22 protein-coding genes are annotated in these 19,881 nt (G+C 69.7%); 9 read left to right on the plus strand and 13 right to left on the minus strand.

The genetic code is table 11. The features are described from left to right. Positions 1-35 precede the first annotated feature (35 nt). The 6 genes from ABZX12_RS39710 to ABZX12_RS39735 form a co-directional block, all read right to left on the minus strand. Positions 36-308, minus strand: coding sequence for a DUF6412 domain-containing protein (locus tag ABZX12_RS39710; RefSeq protein ID WP_355700639.1), 273 nt, complete (start codon positions 306-308; stop codon positions 36-38). Then, positions 308-1,624 carry an RNA polymerase sigma factor gene (locus ABZX12_RS39715; protein WP_355700640.1) on the minus strand — a complete coding sequence of 439 codons (1,317 nt, stop codon included), beginning with the start codon at positions 1,622-1,624 and terminating at the stop codon, positions 308-310. The genes ABZX12_RS39710 and ABZX12_RS39715 overlap by 1 nt, the downstream gene beginning before the upstream one ends. A 202-nt stretch (positions 1,625-1,826) precedes the next feature. Next, complete coding sequence (locus ABZX12_RS39720; protein WP_355700641.1) at positions 1,827-2,447, minus strand: HhH-GPD-type base excision DNA repair protein; 621 nt, start codon at positions 2,445-2,447, stop codon at positions 1,827-1,829. Between the two features lies 1 nt (position 2,448). Beyond that, a complete protein-coding gene (locus ABZX12_RS39725; protein ID WP_131337975.1) occupies positions 2,449-2,862 on the minus strand; it encodes a universal stress protein in 414 nt (137 codons plus the stop codon). A 357-nt stretch (positions 2,863-3,219) separates the two neighbouring features. Continuing rightward, a complete protein-coding gene (locus tag ABZX12_RS39730) occupies positions 3,220-4,698 on the minus strand; it encodes a glutamate--cysteine ligase (RefSeq protein ID WP_355700642.1) in 1,479 nt (492 codons plus the stop codon). Positions 4,699-4,775: 77 nt separating this feature from the next. Then, complete coding sequence (locus ABZX12_RS39735) at positions 4,776-5,549, minus strand: MBL fold metallo-hydrolase (protein WP_355700643.1); 774 nt, start codon at positions 5,547-5,549, stop codon at positions 4,776-4,778. Between the two features lie 36 nt (positions 5,550-5,585). Between ABZX12_RS39735 and ABZX12_RS39740 the strand changes: the two genes are divergently transcribed. Both ABZX12_RS39740 and ABZX12_RS39745 read left to right on the plus strand, forming a co-directional pair. Then, positions 5,586-6,941 carry a DNA polymerase IV gene (locus tag ABZX12_RS39740; RefSeq protein WP_355700644.1) on the plus strand — a complete coding sequence of 452 codons (1,356 nt, stop codon included), beginning with the start codon at positions 5,586-5,588 and terminating at the stop codon, positions 6,939-6,941. Continuing rightward, positions 6,934-7,875 carry a tetratricopeptide repeat protein gene (locus ABZX12_RS39745; protein ID WP_355700645.1) on the plus strand — a complete coding sequence of 314 codons (942 nt, stop codon included), beginning with the start codon at positions 6,934-6,936 and terminating at the stop codon, positions 7,873-7,875. The genes ABZX12_RS39740 and ABZX12_RS39745 overlap by 8 nt, the downstream gene beginning before the upstream one ends. On the opposite strand, the gene ddaH is transcribed toward ABZX12_RS39745, so the two are convergent. Next, positions 7,844-8,605 (minus strand): dimethylargininase, encoded by a 762-nt coding sequence (gene ddaH, locus ABZX12_RS39750; protein ID WP_355700646.1) that lies wholly within the window; start codon positions 8,603-8,605, stop codon positions 7,844-7,846. The genes ABZX12_RS39745 and ddaH overlap by 32 nt on opposite strands. Before the next feature lie 51 nt (positions 8,606-8,656). On the opposite strand from ddaH, the gene ABZX12_RS39755 reads away from it, so the two are divergent. Both ABZX12_RS39755 and ABZX12_RS39760 read left to right on the plus strand, forming a co-directional pair. After that, complete coding sequence (locus ABZX12_RS39755; RefSeq protein WP_355700647.1) at positions 8,657-9,175, plus strand: hemerythrin domain-containing protein; 519 nt, start codon at positions 8,657-8,659, stop codon at positions 9,173-9,175. Between the two features lie 10 nt (positions 9,176-9,185). Next, entirely contained in the window at positions 9,186-9,632 is a 447-nt protein-coding gene (locus tag ABZX12_RS39760) for an SRPBCC domain-containing protein (protein WP_355700648.1), read from the plus strand. On the opposite strand, the gene ABZX12_RS39765 is transcribed toward ABZX12_RS39760, so the two are convergent. Genes ABZX12_RS39765 through ABZX12_RS39785 form a run of 5 tightly spaced genes read right to left on the minus strand, consistent with a single transcriptional unit; the run spans position 9,616 to position 13,579 of the window. Next, positions 9,616-10,347: an MBL fold metallo-hydrolase gene (locus ABZX12_RS39765; RefSeq protein WP_355700649.1), complete on the minus strand. Its 732-nt coding sequence runs from the start codon at positions 10,345-10,347 to the stop codon at positions 9,616-9,618. The two genes, ABZX12_RS39760 and ABZX12_RS39765, sit on opposite strands and share 17 nt — an antisense overlap. Beyond that, a complete protein-coding gene (locus ABZX12_RS39770) occupies positions 10,344-10,730 on the minus strand; it encodes a YccF domain-containing protein (RefSeq protein WP_355700650.1) in 387 nt (128 codons plus the stop codon). The genes ABZX12_RS39765 and ABZX12_RS39770 overlap by 4 nt, the downstream gene beginning before the upstream one ends. Next, complete coding sequence (locus tag ABZX12_RS39775; protein ID WP_355700651.1) at positions 10,727-11,500, minus strand: alpha/beta fold hydrolase; 774 nt, start codon at positions 11,498-11,500, stop codon at positions 10,727-10,729. Before ABZX12_RS39775 ends, ABZX12_RS39770 begins: the two co-directional genes overlap by 4 nt. Positions 11,501-11,552: 52 nt before the next feature. Continuing rightward, positions 11,553-12,689: a saccharopine dehydrogenase NADP-binding domain-containing protein gene (locus ABZX12_RS39780; protein WP_355700652.1), complete on the minus strand. Its 1,137-nt coding sequence runs from the start codon at positions 12,687-12,689 to the stop codon at positions 11,553-11,555. Further along, positions 12,686-13,579 carry an SDR family oxidoreductase gene (locus ABZX12_RS39785; protein ID WP_355700653.1) on the minus strand — a complete coding sequence of 298 codons (894 nt, stop codon included), beginning with the start codon at positions 13,577-13,579 and terminating at the stop codon, positions 12,686-12,688. The genes ABZX12_RS39780 and ABZX12_RS39785 overlap by 4 nt, the downstream gene beginning before the upstream one ends. A gap of 74 nt (positions 13,580-13,653) precedes the next feature. Between ABZX12_RS39785 and ABZX12_RS39790 the strand changes: the two genes are divergently transcribed. The 5 genes from ABZX12_RS39790 (at position 13,654) to ABZX12_RS39810 (ending at position 18,868) form a co-directional block, all read left to right on the plus strand. Continuing rightward, positions 13,654-14,250 (plus strand): TetR/AcrR family transcriptional regulator, encoded by a 597-nt coding sequence (locus ABZX12_RS39790; RefSeq protein ID WP_355700654.1) that lies wholly within the window; start codon positions 13,654-13,656, stop codon positions 14,248-14,250. Between the two features lie 5 nt (positions 14,251-14,255). Then, positions 14,256-14,720, plus strand: a complete 465-nt coding sequence (locus tag ABZX12_RS39795; protein WP_355700655.1) for a hypothetical protein — start codon at positions 14,256-14,258, stop codon at positions 14,718-14,720. A gap of 10 nt (positions 14,721-14,730) precedes the next feature. Continuing rightward, positions 14,731-15,534, plus strand: a complete 804-nt coding sequence (locus tag ABZX12_RS39800; RefSeq protein WP_355700656.1) for an exodeoxyribonuclease III — start codon at positions 14,731-14,733, stop codon at positions 15,532-15,534. Between the two features lie 36 nt (positions 15,535-15,570). Beyond that, positions 15,571-17,652, plus strand: coding sequence for a S9 family peptidase (locus ABZX12_RS39805; RefSeq protein ID WP_355700657.1), 2,082 nt, complete (start codon positions 15,571-15,573; stop codon positions 17,650-17,652). A gap of 256 nt (positions 17,653-17,908) precedes the next feature. Beyond that, the gene (locus ABZX12_RS39810; protein ID WP_355700658.1) at positions 17,909-18,868 is read left to right on the plus strand and encodes a sigma-70 family RNA polymerase sigma factor; all 960 of its coding nucleotides are present in this window, start codon (positions 17,909-17,911) and stop codon (positions 18,866-18,868) included. A 61-nt stretch (positions 18,869-18,929) separates the two neighbouring features. Here ABZX12_RS39810 and ABZX12_RS39815 read toward each other — a convergent pair whose 3' ends face one another. Continuing rightward, on the minus strand, positions 18,930-19,832 hold the full coding sequence (locus tag ABZX12_RS39815; protein WP_355700659.1) for an endonuclease/exonuclease/phosphatase family protein: 903 nt from the start codon (positions 19,830-19,832) through the stop codon (positions 18,930-18,932). Between the last annotated feature and the right edge of the window lie 49 nt (positions 19,833-19,881).

Here is a 19,881-nt window from a genome sequence, read left to right on the forward strand (position 1 = left end):
ACAGCGGCGAGACGAGTGGCTCGGCAGCGCGGGCGCTACAGTCCCGGTGCTCGTGGTCGGGGTCTCCCGGCCGCGTCGGGATCCCGGAGGGAGAGATACGCCGTACGCCGGGCGTTGGCCCGGGCGGCGCTGGAACGAGCCGGCAGCGGCGACGCGACGGGCGTGCGCGCCGCCGACCGGGCGGCCTGGAAGGCCAGGAACAGCACGGCCGCCGCCGTGAACACGGCGACGGCCATCAGACCCGATTGCGGGCCGAGGGCAGGCATCGCCAGCGACCACACGCCGGCGAACACCTGCCCCATCGTCATCAGTCCAGGTAGTCCCGCAGGACCTGCGAGCGCGACGGGTGCCGCAGCTTCGACATGGTCTTGGACTCGATCTGGCGGATCCGCTCCCGGGTCACGCCGTACACCTTGCCGATCTCGTCGAGCGTCTTCGGCTGGCCGTCGGTCAGGCCGAAGCGCATCGAGACCACGCCGGCCTCGCGCTCGGACAGCGTGTCCAGCACCGCGTGCAACTGCTCCTGCAGCAGCGTGAACGAGACCGCCTCGGCCGGCACGATCGCCTCGGAGTCCTCGATCAGGTCGCCGAACTCGGAGTCGCCGTCCTCACCGAGCGGCGTGTGCAGCGAGATCGGCTCGCGACCGTACTTCTGCACCTCGATGACCTTCTCCGGGGTCATGTCGAGCTCCTTGGCGAGCTCTTCCGGAGTGGGCTCGCGGCCGAGGTCCTGCAGCATCTGCCGCTGCACCCGGGCCAGCTTGTTGATGACCTCGACCATGTGCACCGGGATACGGATGGTGCGGGCCTGGTCGGCCATCGCGCGGGTGATGGCCTGCCGGATCCACCAGGTCGCGTACGTCGAGAACTTGTAGCCCTTGGTGTAGTCGAACTTCTCCACCGCGCGGATCAGACCGAGGTTGCCCTCCTGGATCAGGTCCAGGAAGAGCATGCCGCGGCCGGTGTAGCGCTTGGCCAACGACACCACCAGGCGCAGGTTGGCCTCGAGCAGGTGGTTCTTCGCGCGCCGGCCGTCCTCGGAGATCCACTCGTACTCGTCGCGGACCTTCTCCTTGAGCTTGGCCGCCTCGTCGGCGATCTGCTCCTCCGCGAACAGGCCGGCCTCGATCCGCTTCGCGAGCTCGACCTCCTGCTCGGCGTTCAGCAGCGGGACCTTGCCGATCTGCTTCAGGTAGTCCTTGACCGGGTCCGCGGTGGCGCCGGCGACCATCACCTGCTGCTCGGGCTCGTCGGTCTCGTCGGCCTCGGAGACGATGAAGCCCTGGTCCTCGGTGAGCTCCTTCTCCAGCCCCTGGACCTCGCCCGGCTTGAAGTCGGCCTCGTCCACCTCGTCGAGCGCGCGCGGCTTCCCGGTCTTCGGGTCGATCGACAGACCCGCCTCGGACACTGCCTTCTTCGCCGGAGCCTTCTTGGCAGCGGCCTTCTTCGCGGGGATACCGTCCTCCTTGGTACCGGCGGGCTTCACCGCCGCCTTCTTCGCCGCCGCCTTCTTGGCAGCGGGGTCGGTGACTCGGGCGCTGGTCCTCGGAGCCGTGCTACGGGCCGTGGCGGCCACGGCCCGGGCCGGCTCGGCGGGAAGATTCTCGGACGAGCTGGACGACACGAATTACCTCTCGTCTGACGCAGGGTTTGTACGACGGTACGACTGATTGAGCTCGGGGTGTTGCTGAGTCTTTGGGTACTGCTGTTCGCGGCTGCTCGCTGGTCAGGCGGCGGCAACAGTCCATTGTAATCCGCGAACCAAGCTCAGGCGTCGCACGACCCCCCAGCGAGCCCCATTTCAGCCGGTCGTCCGTCGGTCCCGCTCACCCGTTCCGGGTCTGCCGCAGCGGTCTGGCCACCACCGGCCGCCGGACCAGTTGCTGCTCCTGCTTGAACTGCCGCACCTTCACCAGTGACGCGACATCGATGACGTCCGCGACGGACTTGAAGGCACCGTCCTCACCGTACGGCTCGGAGGCCTCCCGCCAGCCGCGCGGCCGGACCTTCAGCTGCTTGCCGAGCAGTGCGACGAAGATCTTCGCCTTCTGCGCGCCGAACCCCGGCAGTGCCGACAGCCTGGCGAGCAGGTCGTCACCGGACTTCACGTCGGACCACAACCCCGAGGCGTTGCCGCCGTAGTGGTCGTCCAGGTGCTTGGCCAGGGTCTGGATCCGGGCGGCCATCGCGGTCGGGAAGCGGTGCACGGCCGGCGGGCCGGCCACCACCTCGACGAACGCGTCCGGGTCGTAGTGCGCGACCGTGGCCGGGTCGAAGGGACCGATCATCCGCTTCGCGATGGCGACCGGGCCGGCGAACGCCCGCTCCATCGGGATCTGCTGGTCGAGCAGCATGCCCACCAGCAGGGCGAACGGATCTCTGCTCAGCATCTCGTCGGCGTCGGGCTGCTGGGCCAGGCACAACTTCCTGCTGCGTGTCGAAGTCACCTCAGTCCTCCCCTTCCTCGGCCTTGACGGCCAGCACCGGACACGGAGCATCGAGCAGCACCCGCTGCGCGTTGCTGCCGAGGATGAGCTTGCCGACCGGGGACCGGCGCCGGAGGCCGATCACGATGAACTCCGCGTGCACCTGCTCGGCGACGGCCACCAGGTCCTCCGCCGGGTCCAGGCCACGCACCAGCTGCCGCACCTCGTACGGCACGCCGGTCGAGTCGAGCTGCTCCCGTACTTCCGTCAACGCGGCGTCACTCGCCGCAGCCTCGTCGCTGTCGAAACTGCGCCCACCTCGATGCGAGTTCACCACCACCAGCTTGGCGTCCCGCAGCGTCGCCTCCTCCGCTGCGCGCCGAAGGGCCGCACGGCCTTCCGCCTTCGGCACATAACCCACGACGATGGTCGTCATCGCCCTGCCTCACCTCCGGGTGTGTGTCGACCCGTCTCGAACGATACTGCTCCCGACCGCGGTCGGCATCCGCTGCATTTGCACCTGTTGTGTCGCACCGGTGACGGAGGGCTGCCGGTGCCCGTGTACTACCCGCGGCGGGCCGACCTAACCTTCCGGTGGCCACACCTTTGCAGGGCTGTCACCGAAAGCGCCACCCCTGTAGTCCGGGTCGTTATCGAACTCGCCCGGGAAATCGCCGATCCCGTTGCCCAGGGCAAGATCGGAGCCGCCGCCCCGGGGGTTCCGCCCGAGGACCCGGGTTCCGCCATCAGCTGTCCTACGTTGTCGTGGGGACACCGGAGCAAGCGAACCGGTTCAGTCCACCGGCCATTCGTGCACCGGCGTGTTGTCGTGCATGTGGTCGCGATACCGGCCGAGCATGCCGCGCAGGGCGTCCCGCCGGCCGTGCGACCCCTTTGTATACAGGCGGTGGAACTCTTCGGCCTGCCACGACGCGCCGTTGCGTCCGGTGAGGCAGCGCTGCTCGATGATCCCGAGCAGCCGGTCCCGCACCGCGACGTCCACGCCCCAGGCGTCCAGACCGCGAACCGCCAACGGCAGCAGGCGTCTGAGCACCAGCTCGGTCGCGCGCGCCGTACCGACGCCCGGCCAGAACACCTCGGCCTCGATGCCGTTGCGGGCCGCGGCGTGGAAGTTCTCCTCGGCCGCGCTGAACGACATCTGCGACCAGATCGGCCGCTCGTCGTCGGCGAGCGCGCGGACCAGGCCGAAATAGAAGGCTCCGTTGGCAATCGTGTCGACCACGGTCGGGCCGGCCGGCAGGACGCGATTCTCCACGCGCAGATGCGGCTTCTCCCGGACAACGTCGTACACCGGGCGGTTCCAGCGATAGATCGTCCCGTTGTGCAGCCGCAATTCCGAAAGGGCCGGCGTGTCACCGCGGTCCAGGACCGCGATCGGATCCTCGTCCGAGGTGACCGGCAGCAGCGCCGGGTAGTAGCGCGCGTTCTCCTCGAAGAGGTCGAAGATCGAGGTGATCCAGCGTTCACCGAACCAGACGCGCGGCCGGACGCCCTGCGTCTTCAGCTCGTGGGTGCGGGTGTCGGCGGCCTGCTCGAACAGCGCGATCCGGGTCTCGCGGAGCAGCTCCTTGCCGAACAGGAACGGCGAGTTCGCGCCGACCGCAAGCTGGACGCCGGAGATCGCCTGGGCCGCGTTCCAGTACCGCGGGAACGCCTCCGGGGTGACCTGGAGATGGAACTGCGTCGACGTACAGGCGGCCTCCGGGACGATGGTGTCGGCGGTGACCTGCAGCCGCTCGACGCCGTCGATGGAGATCTGCACGTCCTCGCCGCGGGCCGCGAAGATCTGGTCGTTGAGCAGCCTGTACCGCGGGTTGGTGCTGAGCGACTCGCGGCTGATGTGCTCGGTCAGCAGCGTCGGCAGAATCCCGACGATCACCATCGACGACCCGGTCCGGGCCGCCTTGTCCTCGGCCGCGTTCAGGCTGTCGCGGATGTTCGACTCCATGCTGTCCAGCCCGAGTCCGTCGATCTGGCCGGGCGGCACGTTGATCTCCACGTTGAACTGACCGAGCTCGGTCTGGAACGCGTCGTCCTCGATCGCACTCAGCACCTCGGCGTTCTTCATCGCCGGGTCGCACCGCTCGTCGACGAGATTCAGCTCGATCTCGATCCCGGTCATCGGCCGATCGGGCGCGAACCGGTCCTCGCGCAGCATCCGCGCGAAGGCGTCCAGATTGCGATGGACCTGCTCGCGGAACGCGGTCCGGTCCGCCCGGGTGAACTCGACCCGGTCGACTTCCTCGCCCATCAGCGCCTCCCCTGGTGGCTCCTGTGCTCAGTGTGCCCGAAGGTGCCCCTCCGCGGACGGATCATTCGCGTCGCGATTCAGACCGGGTACACGACGAAGTCGTCACGCACGATCCGCGCCGGTACGTCGCCCGCCGCGTCCAGCACCTGCAGCAGCTCGTTGAGTGCGCCGGGCGGCAACTGCAACTTGTGCTCGTCCGGGTGCCGGTCCGCGCCCATCGCGTAGTCCCGGCCGGGCTGCCCGGTCATCTCGATGTGCGCTCCCAGTACCCATTCCACCGGATTGCCCTCAGCAACGAACGCGGCGAGCCTCCGGACGCTCGCCCGGTACGCGGCCCAGTCCTTCACGTACAGCCGTCCCGGGTAGAGCGAGTCCCCGGTGAACAACAGCCGGGTGCTCCGGTCGTACAGCGCGATGTCCGCGCCCTGGTGTCCCGGGATCGCGACGACGTCGACGGCCCGGTCGCCCAGGTCGACCGTCGCGCGTCCCTCCGGCCAGTCCAGCCCGAAGTACTGCGCGACCTCCTCGGCGGTCCGCCCGACGACGGCGTCGAACTCTCCGTCGCCGCCGACGTGATCCGAGTGCCCGTGCGTGTGGGCGACGACAAGCTCGTGTCCGGGCCGGGCGCGATCCGCCAGCAGGTCGTCGAGCAGCGGGCGGAGTGGAGTGTGGCCGGTGCCCGTGTCCAGGAGAAGGGCTCGCTCGGTGCCGAGCAGTAGGTACAGGAACGGGCCCTCGAAGTTGGTGCGGAGCGACTGGCGGATGATCGCCGTGCGGTCGTCGTACCAATGGACTTGATGGTCCGGGGCGGCCGCGTCGGTGCCGTCGTCCCAGTGGTCGGGGAAGGTCATCCGGCAATTGTCGGTGACGACAGGGACACTGGTCGGGTGCGAGATGATCCGTCGGTGCTGCACGTCGACCTGGACGCGTTCTTCGCGGCGGTCGAGCAGCGGGACAAGCCGTCACTGCGGGGCAAGCCCGTGGTCGTCGGCGGGATCGGCCTGCGCGGAGTCGTCTCGACCGCGTCGTACGAGGCGCGCAAGTACGGCGTCCGCTCGGCGATGTCGACCGCCGAGGCCCGGTCGCGGTGCCCGCACGCGGCGTACCTGAGTCCCCGCTTCGAGGTGTACCGCCGCAGCAGCCAGGCGGTGATGGCCGAGATGCGGGCGCTGTCCCCGCTGGTCGAGCCGCTGTCGCTCGACGAGGCGTTCATCGACCTCGCGGCCAGCGGGCTGTCCGGACTCACGGTCGACGACGTCGAGGCGATCGCCAACGACCTGAAGGCCGCGATCCGGAAGGTGTCCGGCGGTCTCACCGCCTCGGTCGGCGCGGGGACGTCGAAGCTGATCGCGAAGATCGCCAGCGACCTGGACAAGCCCGACGGCGTGGTCGTCGTGCCGGCCGGCACCGAGGCCGAGTTCCTCGCGCCGATGCAGGTCACGGTCATCCCGGGCGTCGGCCCGGCGACCGCGCAGCGGCTCGGCATGGCCGGCGTCCGCACGGTCGCGGACCTGCAGCAACTCGACGAGGAGGAGCTGATCCGCCAGGTCGGCTCGGCGCACGGCACCAGCCTGCACCGGCTCGCGGTCGCGGCCGACGACCGTCCCGTGGTCAGCGACCGGGAGACCAAGTCGGTCAGCGTCGAGGACACCTTCGAGACCGACCTCATCGACCGCGCGCTGCTGACCGCGATCAGCGACCGGATGGCGCACCGGGTCGCCGAGCGGCTGCAGAAGGCGCAGCTGTCCGGCCGGACCGTCACGGTCAAGACGCGGATGCACGACTTCACCACGCACACCCGCTCGTCGACCCTGGCCGGACCGACCGACGACGCGCGGGTGATCGCCCGGGTCGCGCGCCGGCTGCTCGACGACAGCGACATCGGCGGCGGCATCCGTCTGCTCGGCGTCGGCGTCTCGTCGCTCGCCGACTGGATCCAGGACGACCTCTTCACCGAGGACGAGCACGCCGAGAACCCCGTCGAGGTGATCGAGCTCCCGACCCGGCCACGCGACCAGCTCGGCTTCCACCCGGGCCAGGACGTCACCCATCCCGACTACGGCCACGGCTGGGTCTGGGGCTCCGGCCGCGGCCGCGTCACGATCCGCTTCGAGACCGCCGACACCCCGCCGGGCCCGGTCCGCACCTTTTCCGTCGACGATCCCGCGCTGACAAAAGTGCGGCACACCGGCGCCGATGCGGACGACGAACCTCCGACTGACCACAATGTCTCGGGTGAATGAGGAGCGGCGGGGGGTCTACCCGTTCTGTGCGCCGTGTACGGCGACGTCCGAGGCGTCGGAGGCTTGGCGGGCCGTGGCGACGGCCGGGCCGATGGGGAGCCGGTTCTACGGACACCGGAGTGTGTGCGAGAGCTGCGGGTCGTCGGTGCGCACCCTGTACACCACGGTGCTGTGGTTGCCGGTCGGCAAGGTCGGGCGGTTCCGGATCATCCCGACCGGTGGCCGCACGTACGTCGGCCGCAAGGTGATCGACCAGCCGGTGCCCAGCGCCGTACGGCGGGTGGCCGCGTCGGCGATCGCGGAGCATCCGGAGCTCGAGGGCGCGCCTGACTACCGGCAGGCCGAGGCGCACTGGGACGAGCACGAGCCGGGACGGGCGCTGCCGTACTACCAGTCGGCGCTGGCCGAGCGGGAGAAGGTGCTGGCCGCGGACGATCCGGCGACGCTGCGCGTGCGGCTGCGGGTCGCGCAGGGGCTGCTCGCGACCGCGAACTACGGACGCGCGATCGCCTGGTTCGAGCTGGTGACGCCGCAGCTGGTCAAGGTGTTCGGCCCGCATCACGAGCTGACCCGGGCCGCGACCGAGGCCGGCACCGGCGCGCGGTTGATGGTCGGCGGTCCGCGGTCGGAGGCCCAGCTGCTCGCGGACATCGTCGCGGCCGACAGCCTCGGCACCGACGACCGTCAGCTGCTCCGGGACCGGGCCGCGCTCGGGAAGGCGCTGCTCGCGTGCGGCGACATCGCGGAGGCGGTCGACGAGTTGACCAAGGTCGTCCGCGACGCCACGCCGGGGCATCCGGACACGGTGGTCTATCGCGCGGCCTTGGTGGCCGCGTGTCAGGTCGCCGAGGCGCGTGGCAAGCGGCGCGACGTACAGCTCGCCGCGGCGGCGCGGCAGTTGCTCAACGGCGTAGACGTACCGACAAGCAGGTGACACAGCCCTCGAGCTTCTCGAATTCGCTGATGTCGACGACGACCGGCCGATACCCCAGGCCCGCGAACAGCTCCGCCGACTTCGGTGCGGACGCGGCCATCAGCAGCCGGTCGTCGCCGAGCAGTACGACGTGCGCGCCGGCCTCCTCGGGCACCGGACGGAACGCTTCGAACGCGGCCGCGTCGTCGACGAGCGGCTCGTATCCGATGACCGTGCCGTCCGGCAGCGCGGTCACAGCGGACTTCAGGTGCAGCACCTTCCGCACCGGGACCGCACGGACGTCGGCCCCGAGCGGCGCGAACGCGGCCCGCAGCTGCTCGAGGCCCGCCGCGTTCGTCCGGCCACCCTGCCCGACGTAGATCGTCGAGCCGATCTTCAGGACGTCGCCGCCGTCGAGTGTCCCGGGCTCGACGATCCGCACGATCCGGTAGCCCTGCGCCGCGACGGTCTCCGCGGCCGCGGCCGCTTCCGCGCGCCGCTCGTCCGCGCCGGCCCGGGCGATCACCGCGACGTCGCCGTACACGACCATCGTGTCCTCGACGAACACACCGTCCGGGCAGTCGTCGATCGCCGGGACCTCGACCGTTCGCCAGCCGGTGGCGTGCAGTGCGTCGACGTACTGCTGCCATTGCCGCAACGCCAGCGCGACGTCGACCGGTGTGCGCTCGATGTGCGTGACAAGTCCTTCGGCCAGGCGCGGGCTCGGCGGGCGGATGAGGGCTGACGGCATGTCCGCAGAGTATCCGGGGTACCGGCACGCATCCGAGAAAGGAGACGACGGATGCCGAAGATCCTTCCGGCAACGGGTGGAGACGTGGTCGAGATCATCCTCGCGGACCATCGGTGGTTCGAGGAGGCGCTGCGCGAGCTGCGCGACGTCCGCAGTGACCGGGCGGCCGTGCTGGCCGACCTGGCCACGGTGCTGGTCGCCCACGCCGAGGCGGAGGAGTCGAAGGTCTACCCCGCCCTGCGGCGCAAGGACGCGATCGACGCCGACGAGGTCGAGCACTCCGAGCACGAGCACGCCGAGGGCAACGAAGCTCTGCTCGCGCTGATGGAGGTCGCCGACCCGGCGAGCGAGGAGTTCAGCGAGAAGCTGCACGAGCTGTCCGAGGCCCTGACCCACCACCTCGACGAGGAGGAGCGGGACGTTCTCAACCCGGCGCGGACCGAGGTCGAGGAAGACGTCCGGCGCAAGCTCGGCGACGCGTTCGCCGAGGAGCGGTCCCGGTTGATCGACTCCGGCTGCGGCGAGCTCGCGAACGTCCGGAAGATCGTGGCGGCCGAACAACGCAACTAGGGTGGTCGCCGTGCGCGAACTCACTGCCCGGGTTGAGCTGACGGTGCCGTCCGACGTCGCCTTCGCGATCTTCACCGACGAGTTCGGGCGGTGGTGGCCGCCGGAGTTCTCCTGGTCGGGCGCCGGGCAGGTGACCGACATGGGCATCCTGGACGGCGTGCTGTACGAGCTGGGTCCGCACAACCTGCAATGGGACTGGGGCCGCGTCCTCGCCTGGGAGCGCGGCCGGCGGTTCGTGTTCAGCTGGCAGATCGGCCCCGACCGGGTACCGGTCCCCCGTGCCGAGGACGCGACCGAGGTGGAGGTCACCTTCGACGGGTCGGCCGTTCACGTCGTGCATCGCGGCTGGGAGCGGCACGGCGACGCCGGCGAGGAGTACCGGACGAGCTTCGAGGAAGTCTGGCCCTACGTGCTCGGCCGGTTCGCCGAGTACGTAGGGCTCAGAACGTCAGCGTGAGACCTTCCTCGGCAGCGATCACTTCGCCGTCGAACACGCGCCGCGCCTCCGCCACGGACACCGACCGGTCGGACCCGGGCCAGAAATGCGTCAGCAGCAACCGCTGCGCCCCTTTGGCGCCTTGGGCTGCCTCGGTCGCCGTCATGACGTAGCGGGGCTGATTCTGCGGCGACTCGCCTTGAAGCGTCGCGTCCGCAATGAACAGGTCAGTCCCGTCGGCCAAGCGCGCCAGGTCCGGCGACGGGCCGCTGTCACCTGTATAGGCAACCGACACACCGGGCGCGCTCAGCCGCACGCCGAGGTTCGTCTTGTAGTGCGGCAGCTCCACCGTCTGGACGTCGAACGGGCCGATCCGCGTCGTCGACGCCAGCTCGTGGACGGCGAACACGTCGGCCGGATCCGGGTGCGGCTCGATGGCCCGCAGTACGTCGAGGACGCCCCGAGCGCAATACAGCGCGACAGGCGGTTCGCCGGGCGCCTCGTAGTACCGGACCCTGGCCAGACCGCTCACGTCGACGCAGTGGTCAGGGTGCTGGTGCGTGACCACAACCGCATCGACTGCGCCCTTCGGGCAGTGCTCGAGCAGTCGCGGCAATGCGGCGTACCCGAGATCGAGGACGACGCGGAAGCCGTCGTACTCGAGCAGGAAACCCGCGCACGCCCGACCAGCTTCCGGCCAGGCGCCGCAGGAGCCGAGGACCGTCAGCGCCCTCACGCGAACGGCCGGTCGGTCGGCACGATCGTCTTGCCGAGCGGGACCAGCGACACCGGGATCAGCTTGAAGTTCGCGACGCCGAGCGGGATGCCGACGACGGTCAGGCACAGTGCGATCCCGGTGGTCAGATGACCGAGCGCCAGCCACCAGCCGGCGACCAGAATCCAGATCAGGTTGCCGATCAGCGCGCCCGCGCCGGCGCTGCGCTTGTCGACGATCGTCCGACCGAACGGCCACAGCGTGTACGCCGCGATCCGGAACGACGCGATACCGAACGGGATCGTGATGATCAGCACGCAACAGATGATCCCGGCGACCGCATACCCGAGCGCCAGCCAGAATCCGGCCAGCACCAGCCAGATCAGGTTGAGGAGCGTCTTCATGTCTCCCAGCGTGCCACCTTGCGGGTGTGATCCCGTACGAGGCCGGCGACAAGTCCGGGATCGTTCCGGGGTATCCAGTGGCCGCCCCTGATCACCTTGACGGTGAGGTTCGGGGCCCAGCGTGCCACCTCGGTCTGCAGCGGGGCGGTGACGAACGGGTCTGCGTCCGGTGACACGGCCAGCACCGGTACGTCGGTATGCCGCCGCGCAGGGCGGAGCAGCCGCGGGAGGACGTTCGCGCGGTACAGCTTCATGCCGTTCACGTAGTCACCGATGGAGCGGTTGTCGTCGGGGTGCTGTTTCTCCAGGCGGTTGAACGCGCGGTGCGCCCAGCCTCTGCGCCAGCCGAGCTCCGAGAGCCACGGGAGGTGGAAGTAGAAGATGTACCAGGAGTGGATCAGCTGTTTGAGTGCGGCGCGGTTTCGCCGGCGCATGAAGTACCCGGCGTGGTCGAGTGATGGCCCTGAGATCGAGGTGAAGGACGCGATGCGGTCCTGCAGGTCCGGGGCTGTGACGAAGTGCCAGCACTGGATCGAGCCCCAGTCGTGGGCCAGGACGTGCACCGCGCGGTCGGGCGACACCTGGTCGACGACTGCCTGGAAGTCCTCCTGCAGCCGGTCCAGGGCGTACGCGGACGTGCGGCTCGGCTGGTCGGATTCGCCTGCGCCACGCACGTCGTACGTGATCACCTGGAAGTCGTCGGCGAGCAGCTCGGCAACGGGCTCCCACAGCGTGGCGTTGTCCGGGTAGCCGTGGACGCAGACCAGCACCGGGGCGCCGCTGTCGCCGTACGTGTAGACCGCGAGGCGCGTCCCGTCGGAGCTAGTAGCTGTCGACTTCGAGGGTGGCAAAGGTCATCCCCGCTCTCACCAGCCGCTCACGCAGAGCGGGTCCCATGGCCGCGGCCGTCGTCGTCTGGCCGGCCGTGTCCGGCAGGTCGTCGAGCGCCAGGCACAGGGCGCTCTCGCCGAGCATCTTCGCGGTCTCGTCGTACCCGGGATCGCGGCCGGCCACCTCGGTGATCACCTGCTTGCCACCGCCACGCCCGACGAACCGGACGTTGAACCAGGACCGCGCTCGCTGCTCAGCGCTCGGACCGTCACCTGGCTGCAGCCGGCCCAGCAACGCGTTACGGACCGGCGGGATCTGCGCGCCTGCGATCAGCAGACCGACACCGCCGATGCCGGCGGCAACCGTCGGGAGGTGCTTGACCGCCGCGTAGTGCGAGTACCGGAAGTCCGGTCCGTAGCGGTCGAGCAGCCGGGCCGAGTACCCGACGATCTGCGGGTCGATCGTCGGCAGCGGAACCGCCCAGAACCCCTGCTGCCGGTGGATCGTTCCGGCGACGGCGCGCGCCGTGCGGCCTGTCGGACGCGGCTCGGCCGACCGTCGGGCGCGATGCGCGTCCAGGTTCTGTTTCGGCCGGGAGAACGCGGTGATCGCGGTGTGGAACGTGCCGCCGGAAGGACGGCCGCCGGCGCGCAGCAGGCCGTCGACCTTGATCGGCACGTTCAGCGGCAGTCGTTCGACGGTGTACTGCACGCCGAGGTCGTACGGGATCGAGTCGAAGCCGCACGCGTGGATGATCCGGGCGCCGGTCTGCGTCGCGCGCTCGTGATGGCGCACGTACATCCGGTCGAGGAACTCCGGCTCACCGGTGAGGTCGAGGTAGCCGGTCCCCTCTTCGGCGCAGGCCGCGACGAGCGGTTCGCCGTACCGGACGTACGGCCCGACCGTGGTGGCGACGACCTTCGTCGACGCTGCCAGTTCGCGCAACGACTTCGGGTCGGTCACATCGGCGGACAGGATGTCCTGGCCGAACTGCTCCAGCTTGGACTTGTTGCGTCCGGCAACCGCCCAGCGCAGGCCGTCGGGCGCGTTCTTCCGCAGGTACTCCGCGGTGAGCGCTCCGGTGAACCCGCTCGCGCCGAGCAGGACGACGTCGTACTCGCGGCTCACCGGCGCGCAGCCTTCTCGGCGTCGGCGAGCCCGCCGGCGCCCGTCGGCCGGGAGGACTCGGCGGCGCCGCGGGCCTGGACGTCGGCGAGCGCGGCCGCGTCGGCCTTCGGCACGCTGAACCGCGAGCCGGCCTCGATGACGTGCGGGATCACCCAGCGGAACACCTTCAGCGCGCCGATCCAGCCCGGCACGTGCACGGTCCGCGAGCGCTTCTTGATACCGTCGACGAACTTCCCGACCGCGAAGTCCAGCGGATAGGTCTTGCTCACCATCGGGATCCCGGTCCGGACCTTCCCGAACACCGGGTGCGTGTCGACCCCGCGGACCATGTCGGTGTCGACGAAGGTCATGTGCGCGACGCCGACCCGGACACCGAGGTGCTTCAGCTCCGGCCGCAGCGTGTCCCCCATCGCCTCCACGCCGGCCTTCGACACGTTGTACGACGCGAGGCCCGGGATGTGCACGATCGCGGCCAGGGACGAGACGAGCAGCAGGTAGCCCTTGCTCTCCAGCAGATACGGCAACGTCAGGTGGACGGTCCGCCAGACGCCGAGCAGGTCGACGTCGAGGACGCGCTCCCACACCTGCGGGTCCATGCTCCGGGTGAAGCCGGGCGCGGCGATCCCGGCATTGGCCATCACCACGTCGATCCGCCCGTACCGCTCGGCGATCCCCTCGACCGCCGTCCGCAGCGAATCGGTGTCGGTGACGTCGGCCTCCCACCAGCCGGCGTCCGGGCCGCAGTCCTCGGCGACCTTCTTCAGCTCGTCCGGCTCGAGGCCGACCAGCGCGAGTTTCGCCCCGTTCTCGGCCAGTTTCCGGGCGACCGCGGCGCCGATCCCCCGGGAGGCGCCGGTGATGAGCACGACTTGACCGGCCAACGGACGCATCTGGGACCTCCAGCTTGTTGAGTGGATACTCAACAGTAAGTGCTTGTTGACCGATTACTCAATAGACTGGCCGGGTGAGCCAGACCTCTTCGTCCGGGGCCCGCCTGCGGCCCGAGCAGCGGCGTACCCAGATCCTCGAGGCCGCGCGCCGGGTGCTGCTCGCGGACCCGCACCGCGAGCTCACCGTCGAGCTCGTCGCGGCCGAGGCCGGCGTCTCCCCCGCGCTGCTGTTCCACTACTTCGGCTCGAAGAAGAAGTTCCAGTACGCCGTCATCGAGGAAGCGGCCGCCGAGGTCATGCTGCGCACCGCACCGGACCCGTCGCTGCCGCCGGACGAGCAGCTCCGGTCCGGGATCCGCGCCTTCGTCCGCGCCGTCCTCGAAGCGCCCCAGCTCTACCGGGCCACGCTGCTGATGTCCGCGGCCGGCGACCCGGAGATCCGCGCGCTGCACTCCGAGCTGCGCCGCGTCTTCAGCCAGTGGGTGATCGGCGCGGTCGCTGAGCGTGGCATCGAGATCACCCCCGTCGTCGAGCTCGCGTGCCACGGCTGGCAGGGTTACGTCGAACAGACCCTGCTGGTGTGGATCGACAACCCCGACGTCTCGCCGGAGGCCCTCGAACGCCTCTGCGAGGAGTCGCTGGACGCGATCCTCTCGACGACCCCCGAGTGAGCGTGATGAACAAGTTCTTCCTGACGGTCCACATCCTCGCCGCCATCCTCTGCGTCGGTCCGGTCACCGTGGCGGCCAGCATGTTCCCGCCGATCGCCCGCCGGATGCTGCAGTCCGACGCGCCGGACGCGGGCGGGCTGGACGTCCTGCACCGGATCACCCGGGTGTACGCGTGGGCGAGTCTCGCCGTCCCCGTGTTCGGGTTCGCGGTCGCCGGCGGCATGCACGTGATGGACGAGGCGTGGCTGATCGTCTCGATCGTGCTGACGCTGGCCGCGGCCCTGGTGCTCGCGTTCCTGGTCGTGCCCGCGCAGTCCGCCGTACTGGCGGCCGCCGGTCAGTCGGCCGAGGTGCGCAGCGGTGTGCTGTCGAAGGCCAAGCTGTTGTCGATGACGAGCGGCATCTTCGGGCTGCTGTGGCTGGTCGTCCTGGTGCTGATGGTCGTCAAGCCCGGGCACACCAGAGGGTAGGGTTTCGGCCGTGCTGACGGTTGCCACGGTGAATGTGAACGGGATCAGGGCCGCCTTCCGGCGCGGGATGACGCCGTGGCTGGAGAGCACGGATCCGGACCTGTTGCTGATGCAGGAGGTCCGCGCCTCCGACGACGTGCTGCGGGAACTGCTAGGCGGCGAGTGGAACATCGCGCACGCCGAGCCCGCCATCGACGGGCACAAAGGCCGCGCCGGTGTCGCGGTCGCGAGCCGGCGGCCGATCAAGGACGAGCGCGGCGAGATCGGGCCGGAGCGCTTCGCCGGGACCGGGCGCTGGGTCGAGGCCGACATCGTCCTGGATGACGGGTCGACGTTGACGGCGGTCAGCACGTACGTGTTCACCGGCGAGTTCGAGACGCCGCCGCGGCAGGCGGAGAAGTACGCGTTCCTGGACGCGATCACGGCCCGGCTGGCCGAACTGCGCGCCGACGGCCGACATGTGCTGATGTGCGGCGACCTGAACATCGCGCACCGCGAGGTCGACCTGAAGGCGTGGAAGGCGAACCGCAAGAAGAGCGGCTTCCTGCCCGAGGAACGCGCCTGGCTGGACCGCCTGTTCGAGACCGGCTGGGTCGACCTCGGCCGCCACTTCGGCGGCGAAGGCCCCGGCCCGTACTCCTGGTGGTCGTGGCGCGGCAAGGCCTTCGACAACGACGCCGGCTGGCGCATCGACTACCAGATCGCGTCCCCCGAACTCGCCGCCGCCGCGACCGGCTGCGTCGTCCACCGCGCCCCGACGTACGCCGAACGCTGGAGCGACCACGCCCCGGTCGTCGCGACGTACGACATCTGAATAGTTCTTGTCCGACGGCGCGGGTAGTCTCGCCGCATGGCTGAGACTTCTTCCGTCACGCCGCCGGTTGCTGCCCGGAAACCGGTCGAGCGGGTACATCACGGCGATACCTTCGTCGACGACTACGAGTGGTTGCGGGACAAGACCGACGACGAGGTGCTGGCGTACCTGCGGGCCGAGAACGCCTACACCGAGGCCCGCACGGCCCACCTCGAATCGTTGCGCGAGGCAATCTTCAAGGAGATCTCGGACCGCACGCTGCAGACCGACCTGAGCGTGCCCGCGCGGCGTGGGGGGTACTGGTACTACTCCCGCACCATCGAGGGACAGCAGTACTCGCTGCACTGCCGGGTCAAGGTGGACGGCGACGAGCCGCCCGCGACCGACGGCGAGATCGCCGGCGAAGAGATCATGCTCAACGGCAACGAGGTGGCCGGCGACTCGGAGTTCTTCTCGCTCGGCACTGTCGACGTCTCCCCCGACGGTCGGCTGCTGGCGTACTCCGTCGACCTCAAGGGCGACGAGCGGTTCACCCTGCGGATCAAGAACCTGGACACCGGCGAGCTGCTGCCGGACGAACTGCCCGAGGTGCACTACGGCTCGGCCTGGTCCGCGGACGGCTCGACGATCTTCTACACCAAGGTCGACGACGCCTGGCGGCCGTACCAGGTCTGGCGGCACACCCTGGGCGCGACCGACGACGTGCTGGTCATGGAAGAGCCCGACGAGCGGTTCTGGGTCGGCGTTGACCTGACCCGCAACGAGCAGGCGATCATCATCGCGCTCGGCAGCAAGCTCACCAGCGAGGCCTGGCTGCTCGACGCGCACAACCCGGCCGGCGAGCCCGTCGTCGTCGCGGCCCGCCGCGAAGGCGTCGAGTACGACGTGGAGCACGCCGGCGACCGGCTGCTGATCACGCACAACGCCGACGCCGCGAACTTCTCGCTGGCCTCCGCGCCGCTGGACGCGCCGGGCGACTGGACGCCGCTGATCGAGGGCGACAAGAGCAGCCGCCTGCTCGGCACCGACGCGTTCGCCGAGCACGTCGTGCTGTACCGGCGCCGCGACGCCCTCACCGAGCTCGCGATCATGCGGCGCACCGCTGACGGCTTCGGCGACCCCGAGGTGCTGGAGTTCGACGAGCCGATCCACACCGTCTCCCCCGGCCGCAACGACGAGTGGCACGAGACCCGCTACCGCTTCGGCTACACGTCGCTCGTCACGCCGGGTTCGACGTACGACGTGGACGTCGCGACCGGTGAGCGGCGACTGCTGAAGCAGCAGCCGGTGCTCGGCGGGGTCGACCTCGGCGACTACACGCAGTACCGCGAGTGGGCGACCGCGCCGGACGGGACCAAGGTTCCGCTCTCGCTGGTCGCGCGCAAGGACGTCGCCAAGGACGGGAACGCGCCGGTCGTGCTCTACGGGTACGGCTCGTACGAGAGCTCGATGGACCCGTGGTTCTCGATCCCGCGGCTGTCGCTGCTCGACCGCGGCGTGGTGTTCGCGATCGCGCACATCCGCGGCGGCGGCGAGCTCGGGCGGCACTGGTACGACGACGGCAAGATGCTGACCAAGCGGAACACCTTCACCGACTTCGTCGCGGCCGCCGAGCACCTGGTCGAGGCCGGCTGGACCCGGCCGGAACGGATCGTCGCGCAGGGCGGCAGCGCCGGCGGCCTGCTGATGGGCGCGGTCGCGAACCTGGCCCCGCGGGCCTTCGGCGGAATCGTCGCCGAGGTCCCGTTCGTGGACGCGCTGACCACGATTCTGGACCCGTCCCTGCCGCTCACCGTGATCGAGTGGGAGGAATGGGGCAATCCGCTCGAGAACGCCGACGTCTACGCGTACATGAAGTCCTACTCGCCGTACGAGAACGTCACCGCGCAGCACTATCCGCGGATCCTCGCGATCACCAGCCTGAACGACACCCGGGTGTTCTTCGTCGAGCCGGCGAAGTGGGTGGCGAAACTCCGGGCGACCGCGGCCGGCGATCCCGACGTGCTGCTCAAGACCGAGATGGAGGCGGGCCACGGCGGCCGCAGCGGGCGGTACGACGCCTGGCGCGAGGTCGCGTTCTCGCTCGCCTGGGAGCTGGACACCCTCGGGCTGAGCTGAAAAGCGGAATTTCCGCCCCCGGACGTGTGTTGTGCAACACATCCGGGGCACCGGAACGACGGATTTCTGTACGGATTCTCAGGTTGTGTCCCGGAGTGTTACGCCGAATAGGCCGTCAGCGCCCCGGGACACCGGTTTCCACGGCGGATTCGCTGCCGGGAACTCTCAGGGAACCTTCAGGGTGTTTACACACTGGTACCGGAATCTTGAACCCTACTCGAGCGTTGCTCTCCATGTAACGACGAAGGGAGTTTCGGTGGCTCGCACGACTCGTGTCCGGAGCACGGACGACGGTATCGACGGCAAGGACAGTGTCGGTCTCTATCTCGAAGAGATCGCGCGCACACCCCTGCTGACGGCTGAGGAAGAGGTCGAGCTCGCTGAGACGGTCGAGGCAGGACTCCTCGCGGAGCAACTGCTGGCCGAGGGGCGGGTTGGACGCAAGAAGGGCGGAGCGCCCAAATATGCCACGGAAGAGGAGCTGGAGTGGCTGGCCGAAGAGGGCCGGCGCGCTCAGCAGCGGTTCGTGACCGCGAACCTCCGGCTCGTGGTGTCGATCGCCCGCCGGTACGGACGTTCCCAGATGCCGCTGCTGGACCTGGTCCAGGAGGGCAACACGGGACTCATCCGAGCGGTGGAGAAGTTCGACTACCGGAAGGGTTTCAAGTTCTCGACGTACGCGACCTGGTGGGTGCGGCAGGCCATCACCCGCGGTATCGCGCAGCAGGCCCGCGTGGTCCGGCTGCCGGTGCACGTGGTGGAGCAGCTGAACCAGATCGGGTCCGCACGGCGCACGCTGGAGCGCAAGCTCGGGCGGGAGCCGGAGATCGACGAGATCGCGGCGGAGCTGAACCTGGACGAGGAGCGGGTCACCGAACTGATCCGCATCGGCCGGGACCACATCAGCCTGAACAGCCCGGTCGACGACGAGGGTGAGACCTCGCTGGGCGACCTGATCGCGGCCGAGACCGCGCCGGGTCCGGACCAGCTGGTCGCCGACGCGTCCGACCGGTCGGGACTGTTCAGCCTGGTCGACCAGCTCGACCCGCGGTCCGCGGACGTGATCCGGCGCCGTTACGGCCTGCACGACGGCCGCCAGGCCAAGCTGGCCGACATCGGCGCCGTGCACGGCATCTCGGCGGAGCGGGTGCGCCAGATCGAGCGTGAGGCGCTGGGCCGCCTGCGCCTGCTGGCCGACCCGACGCTCGCCGCGTAACACACCGACCGAAACCCCTCAGGACCCCCGAGCCACGATCTGGCCCGGGGGTCCTTCGGTGCTACCGGCCCAGGTCGATCCAGGACTCGACCGGCAGATGGTCGCTCGGGAACTGGCCGTCCTTGCTGAAGGTGTTGATACTCGCTTTCGGGACCCGCAGGCCCGGCGTGGTGAGGATCCAGTCGATCCGGTCACCGTCGGGCGTCAGCGGCTTGTAGCCGTGGAAGGTGGCGTAGAGCGCACTGCGGCGCTCGGCGGTGAGCCAGGTGTCCTGGAAGGCCCCGCTCGTCACGAGCTTGTCGTAGACGGTCAGACCGGGCTTCGCCGCCTCGTTGAAGTCGGCCGTCATGATCACCGGCAGGGCGGGGTCGAAGCCGGCGATCCGCTGCAGGATCAGGTCAGCGGACTTCGAGCGGGCCGTCGCGTCGTACGCCTCCAGGTGCGTGTTGACCGCGTAGAACTGCTTCGACGTCGCCTTGTCCTCGAACCGGACCCAGGTGACCATCCGCGGGCAGCACCCGCCCCAGGTCTTCGAACCGATCACGTCCGGGGTGTCCGACAGCCAGAAGTGGTCGAACTCGACCGGCCGGAGCCGGCGCTGGTCGAAGAAGATCATCATGAACTCCCCCTTGCTGCCGCCCTCCCGGCCCAGGCCGATCGAGCCGTACGACGGGCCGAGGTCCGCGGCGATGTCCTGGAGCTGGGAGTACAGCCCCTCCTGGGTCCCCAGCAGCTGCGGGCGCGCCTGCCGCAGCTGCTCCCGCATCACGGGACGCCTGTCCGCCCAGGTGTTCGGCGGGGTGTCGCTGGCATACCGCAGGTTGTACGACATCACGTGCAGCGGGCCGCTCGTGGCAGCGGCCTGCCCCGCGGCTGGGGCGGCCTGCGACACCCCGCTGGTGAGCGTCAGGCCGGCAACGGCGGCCGCGACGAGCGCGGCGAGCCGACGGCGCGTGGTGAACATGTCAAAAACCTCCAAGGGCGGATGACAAGGAGGTTGGACGTTAACCAGA

It is taken from the genome of Kribbella sp. NPDC003505 (assembly GCF_040610875.1).
Lineage (GTDB): Bacteria > Actinomycetota > Actinomycetes > Propionibacteriales > Kribbellaceae > Kribbella.